Annotated in this window: 15 protein-coding genes and 1 rRNA gene; 15 read left to right on the forward strand and 1 reads right to left on the reverse strand. The window is 36.9% G+C overall.

The window, feature by feature from the left end:
• The first annotated feature begins 159 nt into the window (after positions 1–159).
• From ACE1TG_RS18605 to ACE1TG_RS18650, 10 genes are all read left to right on the forward strand, one after another.
• Positions 160–498, forward strand: a complete 339-nt coding sequence (locus ACE1TG_RS18605) for a rhodanese-like domain-containing protein (protein ID WP_375053911.1) — start codon at positions 160–162, stop codon at positions 496–498.
• Positions 499–517: 19 nt separating this feature from the next.
• Positions 518–778: a metal-sensitive transcriptional regulator gene (locus tag ACE1TG_RS18610; RefSeq protein WP_375053912.1), complete on the forward strand. Its 261-nt coding sequence runs from the start codon at positions 518–520 to the stop codon at positions 776–778.
• A gap of 146 nt (positions 779–924) precedes the next feature.
• Positions 925–1404, forward strand: coding sequence for a DsrE/DsrF/DrsH-like family protein (locus ACE1TG_RS18615; protein ID WP_375053913.1), 480 nt, complete (start codon positions 925–927; stop codon positions 1402–1404).
• 183 nt (positions 1405–1587) lie between these two features.
• Positions 1588–1887: a rhodanese-like domain-containing protein gene (locus tag ACE1TG_RS18620; RefSeq protein ID WP_375053914.1), complete on the forward strand. Its 300-nt coding sequence runs from the start codon at positions 1588–1590 to the stop codon at positions 1885–1887.
• 13 nt (positions 1888–1900) lie between these two features.
• The gene (locus ACE1TG_RS18625) at positions 1901–2473 is read left to right on the forward strand and encodes a sulfurtransferase TusA family protein (RefSeq protein WP_375053915.1); all 573 of its coding nucleotides are present in this window, start codon (positions 1901–1903) and stop codon (positions 2471–2473) included.
• Between the two features lie 22 nt (positions 2474–2495).
• The gene (locus tag ACE1TG_RS18630; protein ID WP_375053916.1) at positions 2496–2894 is read left to right on the forward strand and encodes a DsrE/DsrF/DrsH-like family protein; all 399 of its coding nucleotides are present in this window, start codon (positions 2496–2498) and stop codon (positions 2892–2894) included.
• Positions 2895–2915: 21 nt separating this feature from the next.
• Positions 2916–4046: an MBL fold metallo-hydrolase gene (locus tag ACE1TG_RS18635; protein WP_375053917.1), complete on the forward strand. Its 1131-nt coding sequence runs from the start codon at positions 2916–2918 to the stop codon at positions 4044–4046.
• Between the two features lie 19 nt (positions 4047–4065).
• Positions 4066–4293, forward strand: a complete 228-nt coding sequence (locus ACE1TG_RS18640) for a sulfurtransferase TusA family protein (RefSeq protein ID WP_375053918.1) — start codon at positions 4066–4068, stop codon at positions 4291–4293.
• Positions 4294–4338: 45 nt separating this feature from the next.
• Positions 4339–5124, forward strand: a complete 786-nt coding sequence (locus tag ACE1TG_RS18645; protein ID WP_375053919.1) for a sulfite exporter TauE/SafE family protein — start codon at positions 4339–4341, stop codon at positions 5122–5124.
• A gap of 179 nt (positions 5125–5303) precedes the next feature.
• Complete coding sequence (locus ACE1TG_RS18650; RefSeq protein ID WP_375053920.1) at positions 5304–5669, forward strand: rhodanese-like domain-containing protein; 366 nt, start codon at positions 5304–5306, stop codon at positions 5667–5669.
• A gap of 59 nt (positions 5670–5728) precedes the next feature.
• On the opposite strand, the gene ACE1TG_RS18655 is transcribed toward ACE1TG_RS18650, so the two are convergent.
• On the reverse strand, positions 5729–6961 hold the full coding sequence (locus ACE1TG_RS18655) for a dicarboxylate/amino acid:cation symporter (RefSeq protein ID WP_375053921.1): 1233 nt from the start codon (positions 6959–6961) through the stop codon (positions 5729–5731).
• Positions 6962–7358: 397 nt separating this feature from the next.
• Here ACE1TG_RS18655 and ectA point away from each other — a divergent pair, with 397 nt between their 5' ends.
• From ectA to ACE1TG_RS18680, 5 genes are all read left to right on the forward strand, one after another.
• Entirely contained in the window at positions 7359–7889 is a 531-nt protein-coding gene (gene ectA, locus ACE1TG_RS18660) for a diaminobutyrate acetyltransferase (RefSeq protein ID WP_375053925.1), read from the forward strand.
• A 4-nt stretch (positions 7890–7893) separates the two neighbouring features.
• Entirely contained in the window at positions 7894–9174 is a 1281-nt protein-coding gene (gene ectB, locus ACE1TG_RS18665; RefSeq protein WP_375053922.1) for a diaminobutyrate--2-oxoglutarate transaminase, read from the forward strand.
• A gap of 41 nt (positions 9175–9215) precedes the next feature.
• A complete protein-coding gene (locus ACE1TG_RS18670; RefSeq protein ID WP_375053923.1) occupies positions 9216–9602 on the forward strand; it encodes an ectoine synthase in 387 nt (128 codons plus the stop codon).
• A gap of 186 nt (positions 9603–9788) precedes the next feature.
• The gene (locus ACE1TG_RS18675) at positions 9789–11009 is read left to right on the forward strand and encodes a SpoIID/LytB domain-containing protein (protein WP_375053924.1); all 1221 of its coding nucleotides are present in this window, start codon (positions 9789–9791) and stop codon (positions 11007–11009) included.
• A gap of 549 nt (positions 11010–11558) precedes the next feature.
• Positions 11559–11666 (forward strand): 16S ribosomal RNA (locus ACE1TG_RS18680); the annotation flags it as partial.

The following is an 11666-nucleotide window of genomic DNA, read 5'->3' on the forward strand; positions in this document are numbered from 1 at the left end:
CCTTCTATACTGCAAAAGTACAACTAAAGTATTCGCTATTAATACTTAGGGAATGCTAAGTTTTTTAATCAATTTTTCTATGTAAATTTAGTTGTTGACAAAATACCTATGCGGGTATATTATTGATGATGATTTGATAAATAGTGAAAGGGGAAAGCAATGAGTATAGCACTTATTATAATAATAACTTTTCTCTTGTTGTTTCTCTACCATAGGTATATGCCGGTCTTTGGGGTTGGCAAAATGGACATGAATTATGTATCCTATTCTAAAGAGGATGTTGCAATAGTTGACACAAGAGATTATCAGGATTCGTTTAATGATATAATAGAACAAGCATATAGCATCCCGGTGCCATATTTAAATCGGCATTTTCATGATATTCCAGATAAGAACATTGTTGTAATCGCATCTGATATCGTAGGGAGAAATGTAAGTACAAGAATTTTGCGAAACAAAGGAAAACGTGTAGTAGGTTATCACATGGTCAAAAATTAACGAAAGGAGTGTCGTTAAGATGAAATATGATGATCAAATGAAAAATAGAATGAAACGCATTGAAGGACAAGTTAGAGGATTATTGAAAATGATGGAAGAAGAAAAGGAATGTCGGGATGTTGTAACGCAAATGTCAGCAGTAAGAAATGCAATGGACCGTACTGCAGCATTAATCGTCAGCACGAATCTTGAGCAATGCATTCGTGAGGAAAAGGAAGAAGGAGAAACATCTGAAGACCTTATTAAAGAAGCAGTTAATTTACTTGTTAAAAGTAGATAAACAGATGAGGTTGACATTTAGTTTTAGGTCCTTTACCATACTAATTGGGTTAAGCGAAATGGGTTAACCCATTTTTTTAAAAGAAAAATAATACCCATACAGGTATATGTATATAAGGTAAACTAATTTGAAAAGGAGAATGCGGAATGTCAGATCAGAAAAAAACAACAATTGTTCTGTTCAGTGGTGATTATGATAAAGCGATGGCAGCATATATTATTGCGAATGGTGCCGCGGCATATGACCACGAAGTTACAATATTTCATACTTTTTGGGGACTTAATGCACTACGTAAAGAGAACCAGGTCCCAGTTAAAAAAGGTTTAATGGAAAAGATGTTTGGTAAAATGATGCCAAGAGGCGCTGATAAAATGGGACTTTCCAAGATGAACTATTTAGGAATGGGCCAAAAGATGATTAAAAATGTAATGAAAAAGCACAATGCGATGCCACTGCCGCAATTAGTGGAAATGGCACAGGAACAGGATGTACAACTAATTGCATGTACCATGACAATGGATTTGCTCGGACTCCAAAAAGATGAGTTACTTGATGAGATTGAATATGGAGGAGTAGCAGCATATGTGGGCGAGGCTGAAGATGGAAATATAAGTTTATTTATTTAATTGTTAAGTCCAACTAAGGCTTGGCAAGTTAATGAGAACGCGAACTCGTCTCAAATTGATTCAAAAGGTCACTTATCAAGTTTTAATGAAATTTTTTTAGCCATAAATATACCCCTAATGGTATATATTATAATTTTATACTGACAGGGGAATATAGAAAAATAACTAATTGGAGGGAAAATCATGAAGGAAATTACAACGAAAGAATTAGCAAAAAAATTAAAAGATGAAGAGAACGTGAATATTATTGATGTGCGAGAAGATGATGAGGTAGCACAAGGGAAAATACCAGGTGCAACCCATATACCGCTTGGCCAAATACCAGAAAGAATAGAAGAAATTGATAAAGATAAACATCATTATATGGTGTGCCGTTCCGGGGGAAGAAGTGGTAAAGCAAGTGAGTTTCTAAAAGAACGAGGATATGATGTAACAAACGTGGCAGGCGGAATGCTTGATTGGAAAGACGAAGTAGAAAAATAGAGGAGGAGTTAATATGTCTATTACAGCAAATGAAAGATTAGACGCAAAAGGGTTGGCTTGTCCAATGCCAATTGTTAAAACAAAGAAAGCTATTACAAACTTAGAACCAGGCCAAGTGATGGAAGTGCAAGCAACTGATAAAGGATCAACTGCGGATATTAAAGCGTGGGCAGAGAGTACAGGTCATCATTACCTTGGTACGGTTGAAGAAGAGGACGTATTAAAGCATTATCTCAGAAAAGCAGATGAGGCAGAAGCGAAGGAAGAAACAAAACATGAGGAAATTACAGATTTGGAAGAACTTCGCAGTAAAGTAAATGGCAATGAAGATATTGCGATTTTGGATGTTCGTGAACCAGCAGAATTTGCCTTTGGACATATTCCTGGTGCTTTAAATATACCCCTTGGGGAACTTGAAGAAAGATTTGAAGAGTTAGATAAGGATAAAGAACTGCATGTGATTTGCCGTACAGGAAACCGAAGTGATTTAGCAGCCCAAAAGCTAACTGAAAAAGGCTATGAGAATGTAAAAAATGTTGTACCAGGAATGTCCAAATGGGAAGGTTCAACAGAAAAAAATAACTAAAAATAAATTGGAGGAATTTTAAATGGCTAATGCAAAAGTAGCAATTATTGCTGCAAACGGAAGTTTATTTGATGCTTATAAAGTATTTAATGTAGCTACAGCAGCTGCAGCTTCTGATGAAGAGGTTGGAATATTCTTTACGTTTGAAGGGTTGAATTTAATTCATAAGGAAGGACATAAAAACTTGCCGCTTCCTGATGGGAAAGAGCACTTTCAAGAAGGTTTTGAGCAAGCAAATGTTCCTTCTATTGAGGAACTTGTAGGTATCGCCCAGGAAATGGGTATCAAGTTAATTGCATGTCAAATGACAATGGATGTTATGAACTTGGAAAAAGATGCATTTATTGAGGGCATAGAAGTTGGCGGTGCTGCTTCATTTATCGACTATGCAAAGGATGCAAATATAACATTAACATTTTAATTTTAGGAGGGGAACAGTATTATGTCTCAAACAATAACAACAAAAGAACTAGCAAAAAAAGTTGTTAATCATGAGGAAACGCTAATTTTAGATGTTCGTAATACAGATGAATTTGATGACTGGAAAATTGAAGGCGGAAAAGTAGAGGTAATAAATGAACCGTATTTTAATTTGTTGGATGGTGTAGATCCTGTTGCTGAGAAACTCAATAAGGATCAGGAGATTATTGTTGTCTGTGCAAAAGGCGGATCATCACAGATGATAGCTGAAATGATGGAAGAAGAAGGTTTCACCAATGTGTATGATCTTGAAGGTGGAATGAAAGCATGGAGCGAGCATTTAGAACCTGTGAAAATTGGTGATTTAAATGGTGGCGGAAGTCTTTATCAATTTGTACGTCTAGGTAAAGGGTGTTTATCGTACTTCATTGAATCTAATGGTGAAGCAGCAATTGTGGATTCAAACCGCATGATTAGTAATTATGAAAAATTTGCGGCTGAAGAGGGTGTGCAGATTAAACACCTCATTGATACTCACTTACACGCCGATCATATTTCTGGTGGTCGTGAATTAGCAGAAAAAGTAGGTGGAACTTATCATCTGCCTCCAAAAGATGCAGGAGAAGTGACATTTGACTATGCTGCACTTGAAGAAGGTAATGATATAGTCGTTGGAAATACAACCGTTAAGGTACAACCTGTTTATTCACCTGGTCACACGCTTGGAAGCACTTCTCTCATTATTGATGATAAGTACCTGTTAACAGGAGATATTCTATTTGTGAAATCAATTGGTCGTCCTGACTTAGCAGGAAAAGCAGAGGATTGGGTAGGAGATCTTCGTAATACGCTTTACAGCCGTTACAAGGAGCTTTCTGATGATTTAATTGTGTTACCTGCACATTATTCATTTGCAGAAGAACTAGGAAATGACGGTAGTGTATCAGCACGTTTGGGAGATCTTTACCAAAACAATGATGGTTTACAAGTAGACGATGAGAATGAATTTAGAAAAATGGTGACGGAAAATCTTCCGCCACAGCCAAATGCATATGAAGATATTCGTAAAACAAATATGGGTCATATAACACCTGAAAATGAAAAACAAAGGGAAATGGAAATTGGACCAAACCGTTGTGCGGTTCAAGGTTAATTAAAAGGAGGAAATAATAATGGAATCAGCAAAAATTTTAGACGCAAAAGGAATGGCGTGTCCAATGCCGGTTGTGAAAACAAAAAAGGCAATGAATGATATTAATACTGGCGAAGTTCTAGAGGTTCATGCAACCGATAAGGGAGCTAAAAGCGACTTGACTGCATGGGCAAAGTCTGGTGGTCATGAATTACTAAAAGATACAGAAGAAGACGATGTACTCAAATTTTGGATTAAAAAAGGATAAAGGAGACCCATTAGCTTGGGTCCCCTCTTATTTGGGGGATTAAATATGGAATACAGTATTATATTTTTAGTAACAATTTTTCTTATTGGGTTTGTCGGTTCTTTTGTTTCAGGAATGGTTGGAATCGGTGGATCTATCATTAAATATCCTATGCTATTATATATCCCATCTATGGTAGGTCTAACTGCATTTACTGCTCATGAAGTTGCTGGTATAAGTGCGGTTCAGGTTCTATTTGCCACGATCGGTGGTGTTTGGGCATACCGTAAAGGCGGCTATTTAAATAAGACGTTGATCATTTACATGGGTATCAGTATTTTAATCGGTAGCTTTATCGGTGGGTATGGGTCCCAATTCATGACAGATGCGGGTATTAACCTGGTTTATGGCGTATTAGCAACAATTGCTGCTGTTATGATGTTTGTGCCGAAAAATGGTCTAGATGATATTCCATTTGATCAAGTTACGTTTAACAAATGGTTAGCAGCATCTCTGGCATTGATTGTAGGTATCGGTGCAGGTATTGTCGGTGCAGCGGGTGCGTTTATTCTAGTACCAATTATGCTGATTGTTTTAAAGATACCAACCAGAATGACGATTGCGACATCATTAGCAATTACATTTATTTCTTCAATTGGTTCGACGACAGGTAAATTGCTGACTGGTCAGGTTTTATTTATTCCAGCTATAATTATGATCATAGCAAGCTTAATAGCATCACCACTTGGCGCGAAATTCGGTCAAAAAGTGAATACAAAAATTCTGCAATGGATTCTAGCTATTCTTATTCTAGGAACAGCCATAAAAATCTGGTTAGACTTCTTTAGTTAAGGTTCTGCAATATTGTTACTTTTCCAAGCAATGTTATAGGGAGTGTGATGTAATGTGGAACCTAAACCTATAGCATATGTTGCAGTGCAGCAAATTTGTAGAAAACAGCCTTAATAAGAGTTTAGTAAATAGAAAGCAATCTCTCATGGTTGGCTTTCATTATAGTGGGGAGTTCTCGTATGGAAATGATAATTCAATGGATCATTATTATTGGGGCAGCATGGTTTATATTGAGTCGTTTTATGCCGGTTAAGGGTATTTCAAATATCACGACGCAAGAAGCGAAAGGTAAATTCAGCGAAAAAAATGGTGCACAGTTTATTGATGTGAGGACACCCGGTGAATACAAAGCAAATCACCGTAAACCTTTTAAGAACATTCCATTATCCGAACTTGCAAAAAAATCAGCTGACTTGGATAAAAACAAAGAAGTAGTTGTGATTTGCCAAAGCGGAATGAGAAGTATGAAGGCTTCTAAAATTCTAAAGAAAAAAGGATTCGAGAAAGTGGTTAATGTAAAAGGTGGCATGGGTTCTTGGAGTTAACTAAATACGTAAAAATTGTAGAAAGGCACATGAGCAACTCATGTGCCTCCTTGCATTATTTAACTTGCTGCAGGATTAGAATCTATCTCTTGAACGTTTTCGTTTTCGGATTTTCCAATAATTAGAGCACCTGCCGCGTCCCCTGTGATATTCGTTGCGGTCCGGAACATATCCATGAAACGGTCAACACCTGCAATTAATGCAATAGCTTCTAGAGGTAAGTTTACAGCAGTTAGAACAAGTACCAGCATAACTAAGCCAGCTCCAGGTACCCCAGCTGTACCAATTGAACCAAGCGTTGCAATTAAAACTACCATCAACATTTGACCAATGGATAATTCAATACCAAATGCTTGTGCTGTGAATAGTGTTGCAACACTCAGGTAAAGTGATGTACCATCCATATTAATTGTTGCACCTAATGGCAATATGAAACTTGATATTTTTTTTGAAACGCCTAAATTGTCTTCGGTACATTTTATTGTAACGGGTAATGTACCTGAACTGCTTTGTGTACTGAATGCTACGAGGCTGGCTGGTGCAATTCCTTTAAAAAACTGGATTGGACTCATATTTCCGAGTGTTTTAACAGCAATGGAATAAGTAACCAGCACATGTACGATACAGGCAATGGCTACGACCGAAATAAGCTTAATCAAAGGAAGCAAAACGGATAGACCGTATTCTCCAATAATTGGTGCTAATAATCCAAAGATACCTATAGGGATAAGTTTCATGATAACCCAGGTGATCTTGTACATAACCTCTGCTAGTCCATCAAAGAAATGGTAAACAGGGTCTGCTTTTTTCCCTACCATCGTTATCCCTACACCCAAGAAAAGCGAAAAGAAAATAATTTGCAGAATATTGCCGCCTGACAAACTGGCTAGCGGATTCGTCGGTATGATGTTGAGTAATATGTCGACCACGGTTCCTGTTTCAGTTGCTTCAGGAATTTCTCCAGCATTGGAGACATCCACTCCTGCTCCAGGGGAAAACAACAAGCCGGCGAATAAGCCGATGGTAACTGCTATAAGTGTTGTCGCCAAATAGTATCCGATTGTTTTTCCGCCGATTCGTCCAAGTGTTTTCATGCTGCCAGTGCTGGCGACACCTACAATAAGGGAAGATGCAACTAAAGGAACGATAATAAATTGAATAAGACGTAAAAACAGATCCCCTAACGGCTGAACAATCTTAATGTCTGGTCCAAAAATGACGCCCGCAATAATAGCCGCTACAAAAGCAATTAGAATTTGCGGCAGTAACCCTATTTTTGCGTTTTTTGCCATTATTACTACCTCCTTTTTTAAACTTGGCAATGATTTGGTGCGAATAACATTATTTATTTAAAACAACCCTATAAATTCATATTTAATAACTATGATATTTCTATTTAATTAATACATTAATATGGTTGAAAAGTTGTTTTAACGTTGCATATTTATGTGTTAACAGTTACATAATTTGGTATTTTACACCAGATTCTTTAAAATTCGGTTTATTCTTTAATAATCTATAGTTACTATTAGTTCATGGCAACTAAATGGAGTACATCGTTGCAAATAACATTTAAACAGGCTAAATAACGATTAAATCGTTTTGATATTTCCGGTCGTTTCAATATAAGCTATTATAGTAAATAAATTTTTGGGAGGTGAGAGCATCAATAAAGGCGGAACTAGTGAAATATCAATACCAAATGACATAAAAACAGAATTTCATTTTCGTAAGCCTGATAAAAATGATGGAGCGGCAGTATGGGAACTGATTAAAGATACTGGAGTTCTTGATCTTAATTCTTCTTACAGCTATCTGATGTGGTGTGAATTATTTTCTGAAACATCCATTGTTGCTGAAAGAGAAGGAAACACAGTTGGCTTCATTTCCGGATTCATTCATCCCGACAACCCGAACACACTATTCATTTGGCAAGTTGCCGTAAATGAGTCTGAGCGTGGAAGAGGTTTGGGTACAAAGATGTTGTATCAGTTACTGAATCGCACATTTTGTGAAGAAGTTTCCTACGTTGAAGCAACTGTCTCCCCATCGAATACGCCATCTCAGCATTTATTTAAAGGTCTTGCGATGAAACTTGAAACGAATTGTTTAATAAATGATTATTTTTCAGCTGATGACTTCCCGCGGGAAGGTCATGAAGATGAGCTATTATTTAAGATAGGACCGATTAAGGAAGAAAATAAACTTATAAAAGGATGATAAAATGGCAACAGCAGAACTTACTGATGCGAAAATGAAAACGTTTGAAGAATTAGAATCAGCGGTAAGAAGTTACAGCCGAGGTTGGCCGACCATTTTCCAAAAGGCCAAAGGCTATAAGCTGTGGGATGTTGATGGAATAGAATATATTGACTTTTTTGCAGGGGCAGGAACGCTTAATTACGGCCATAATGACGAAACTATGCAAGAAAAAGTAATCGAATATATTCGTAACGATGGGATTATTCATAGCCTCGATATGGGAACTAACCCAAGAAAAGAATTTCTTGAACGCTTCAAAGAAGTAATTCTTACACCTCGCAAGCTTGATTACAAAGTAATGTTTCCAGGACCAACCGGCACCAATACTGTTGAAAGTGCATTGAAGATTGCCAGAAAAGTAACCGGGCGTGATTCGGTTATTAGCTTTACCAATGCATTCCACGGAATGACAATTGGGTCACTTTCTGTAACAGGGAATTCATTTAAGCGTCATGGGGCAGGAGTTCCGCTGCATCATTCCGTATCAATGCCATTTGATGATTATGTGGGAGATCAAGATTCGATTGCTTATCTGGAAAGATTTCTGGAAGACAGCGGAAGCGGAGTTGCGTTGCCAGCTGCAATAATTCTGGAAACCGTTCAAGGCGAAGGTGGCATCAATGCTGCAAGAATGGAATGGTTGAAGAAAGTAGATGCGTTATGTAAGCGCTGGGACATTTTATTAATTATAGATGATGTTCAAGCGGGGAACGGACGTACAGGTACGTTCTTTAGTTTTGAACCTGCTGGTATTAACCCTGATATTGTATGTCTTTCAAAATCAATTGGTGGATTTGGTTTACCAATGGCAATTACGCTAATTAAACCAGAGTATGATAAGCATTGGGGGCCAGGAGAGCATAATGGTACGTTCCGTGGGAACAATCTTGCATTTATTGCAGCAACTGAAGCACTAACCAATTGGGAAACAGATGACTTTGGGTTAGCAGTTCAGGAAAAAGCAGCCTTTCTAACTAAAAATGTGGAAAGAATAATAGAAAAATATCCTGAGCTTAAAGGTACACCTCGAGGCAGAGGTCTAATGCAGGGAATAGCAATTGATGTTGATGGACTTGCAGATGAAATCTGTGCAGCAGCATTTAATCGTGGCCTAATTGTGGAGACTTCCGGGCCAGACGATGAAGTTATTAAGTTCCTTCCACCACTTATTATTGATATAGAAGGACTTGAAAAAGGATTGGGAATTCTTGAAGATAGCATAAAACATGTTCTTGCTAAATAGAATAAACTACAAATAAATACAACGCTAAAGGGGAATTAGATATGATCGTAAAATCACTTGAAGATATAAAAGGAACAAAAGATGAAACATCTGGCGAGAATTGGACGAGTCGCAGATTTATTTTAAATAAAGAAAAAGTCGGCTTTAGTTTGAACGATACAATTATAAAAGCAGGGACAGATAATTTCTTCTGGTATAAAAACCATATCGAAGCAGTTTACTGTATAGAAGGAGAAGGAGAAGTTGAAAGTTTAAAAACTGGTGAAGTCTTTCAACTAAAACCAGGAACAATGTATCTTTTAAATGATTACGAAAAGCATAGACTCCGTGCCAGAACACAAATGCGTATGGTATGTGTATTTAATCCTCCACTTGTTGGAACAGAAACACATAACGAAGAAGGGTATTATCCATTATTAACAGAATAGAAGAGATAAAAAAGGTAAGAAATCAGATGCGTTCTGAGTTCTTATCTTTTTTTAATATATGAGAGTAACGGGAGGTATTAACTGGTCTTTCGAAAAAAATACATAGATGTGAATAATCACATCATTCGTTGGTATTATAAGGTTATGAGATATCTTCTATTATTTTTTATAACAATTATATTATTTATGTTTCCAGAATCGCTTAAAGCAGATGAAATGATTACGGTTAAGCTTGTGAATTATATTGATAATAGGTCAGAATTAAATTTTCAATTTAAAGGAGAATATTATACGCTTGATCCTATACTATCACTACAAGAAGGAGTGAATTATTCTTTAACAGCCACTAAAAATAATGATTTAATTTTAAAAGGTGGAGGCAAGACACTGAGGATAAAGGAATCATTAGTTCTTATACCAAGCAAGTATGATTATGCTCATCGTATAAATGTGAATGACAGGGCATATTTAGGAGCGATGGAGTTTTTGATTGAGGATAAAAAATTTATCCGTCCTGTCAATCAATTGCCACTTGAAGATTATTTAAAGGGAGTTGTGCCAAATGAAGTTTTTCCTTCCTGGGGACTCGAAACGTTGAAGGCACAAACATTGGCAGCGAGGACATATGCCGCCACCCATACATCGGAAATTATTGATGATACAATTCGCTATCAGGTCTACGGTGGTTATACGTGGTATAAAAATAGTACAAAAGCTGTTGAAGAAACACGTGGTGAGGTAATTACCTACCAAAACAAGCCAATTAATGCTTTCTATTCTGCAAGCAATGGAGGGATTACTGAGAACAATGCACATGTGTGGGACGGAAAATCATTGCCATATTTGCCGGTGAAAAAAGATCCATATGATCCAATTCATCCTTGGAAGTTTAACCTGCACGCAGTACAAATTCCACTAAACACAATTAATTGGGACAAACCACTCTGGTGGAAAGAAACAGTGGAGAAGAATCAAGATATCACATCATCGATGAAAAGTTGGCTTCAACGGAATGGTTATCCTGGGGATATTAAAATTCTATCCATTCCTCACTTTGAGTTATCCAATAAAAGACATGAATCTGAGCGCAGGATAAAAGGGTCGATTACCATCCAGTTTTTGCATAGGCTGGCAGAAGGAACTATCCTATTCGAACAGCTTGTACTTGATGATGTAGCGATAGATCATATCCGTCCCTTAATTGGTGGAACTATCTTTAAGAGTTATTTAGTTGATTCACTTGAAAAAAGTGAAGGAACTTATACCATGAAAGGGAGGGGCTTCGGTCATGGTGTAGGGATGAGTCAATGGGGTGCACATATAATGGGGCAAAGAGGAAATAGTTACAAAGAAATTATTCAGTTTTATTATCCAGGAACCTCGATTACGGATATAAATAATGAATAGGTATAAATTAGGTATAATAAATTTGGTTAGTAGGTTTAGTATTATAGTATATGGGGAAATGGTTTTAATGTACGGAAAGTATTGATATTAAATATATCACTTCGTGACCACCAGGAAATAATTTACAGTTAAAAGCCCTGAATAAACTTCTTGAAGCTTATTGACTAATTTCCTGAAAAGCTGTAATATTGATCTCGCTGTTAAAAAATATAGCAAATTGTAAATCCCTATGCGGGCAAAGAAATGGCTATTTTTTAAAACGAGATTTTGTTATTGACAACGTATTGCTAGAATGATATATTTAATAGGTTGCGCAAAAAGGCAACAGCTTAGATTAAATAAATTATCTATTGACTTTTTTGATGTCTATATGGTATATTTATAAAGTCGCCATTTTGAGAGGCGGCAACGAAATTTGCTCCTTGAAAACTGAACAAAACAACCAGTATGTCAAGAAAACAGGATAAAAGTTAAAACTTTAAACCCTGATTTCAATTTTTAAAGCTAAGAACAGATGATTGATTGGTGTCAATCATAATCAAACGAACTTTTATGGAGAGTTTGATCTTGGCTCAGGACGAACGCTGGCGGCGTGCCTAATACATGCAAGTCGAGCGCGGGAAGCAAACGGATCCTCTTCTGAGGTGAAGTTTGTGG

This window comes from Virgibacillus sp. JSM 102003 (assembly GCF_041949995.1).
Taxonomy (GTDB): domain Bacteria; phylum Bacillota; class Bacilli; order Bacillales; family Amphibacillaceae; genus Lentibacillus.

Coding starts and splice junctions, on each gene's coding strand:
- ACE1TG_RS18605 (WP_375053911.1), top strand. CDS start 160: ATGAGTATAGCACTTATTATAATAATAACTTTTCTCTTGTTGTTTCTC.
- ACE1TG_RS18610 (WP_375053912.1), top strand. CDS start 518: ATGAAATATGATGATCAAATGAAAAATAGAATGAAACGCATTGAAGGA.
- ACE1TG_RS18615 (WP_375053913.1), top strand. CDS start 925: ATGTCAGATCAGAAAAAAACAACAATTGTTCTGTTCAGTGGTGATTAT.
- ACE1TG_RS18620 (WP_375053914.1), top strand. CDS start 1,588: ATGAAGGAAATTACAACGAAAGAATTAGCAAAAAAATTAAAAGATGAA.
- ACE1TG_RS18625 (WP_375053915.1), top strand. CDS start 1,901: ATGTCTATTACAGCAAATGAAAGATTAGACGCAAAAGGGTTGGCTTGT.
- ACE1TG_RS18630 (WP_375053916.1), top strand. CDS start 2,496: ATGGCTAATGCAAAAGTAGCAATTATTGCTGCAAACGGAAGTTTATTT.
- ACE1TG_RS18635 (WP_375053917.1), top strand. CDS start 2,916: ATGTCTCAAACAATAACAACAAAAGAACTAGCAAAAAAAGTTGTTAAT.
- ACE1TG_RS18640 (WP_375053918.1), top strand. CDS start 4,066: ATGGAATCAGCAAAAATTTTAGACGCAAAAGGAATGGCGTGTCCAATG.
- ACE1TG_RS18645 (WP_375053919.1), top strand. CDS start 4,339: ATGGAATACAGTATTATATTTTTAGTAACAATTTTTCTTATTGGGTTT.
- ACE1TG_RS18650 (WP_375053920.1), top strand. CDS start 5,304: ATGGAAATGATAATTCAATGGATCATTATTATTGGGGCAGCATGGTTT.
- ACE1TG_RS18655 (WP_375053921.1), bottom strand. CDS start 6,961: ATGGCAAAAAACGCAAAAATAGGGTTACTGCCGCAAATTCTAATTGCT.
- ectB (WP_375053922.1), top strand. CDS start 7,894: ATGGCAACAGCAGAACTTACTGATGCGAAAATGAAAACGTTTGAAGAA.
- ACE1TG_RS18670 (WP_375053923.1), top strand. CDS start 9,216: ATGATCGTAAAATCACTTGAAGATATAAAAGGAACAAAAGATGAAACA.
- ACE1TG_RS18675 (WP_375053924.1), top strand. CDS start 9,789: ATGTTTCCAGAATCGCTTAAAGCAGATGAAATGATTACGGTTAAGCTT.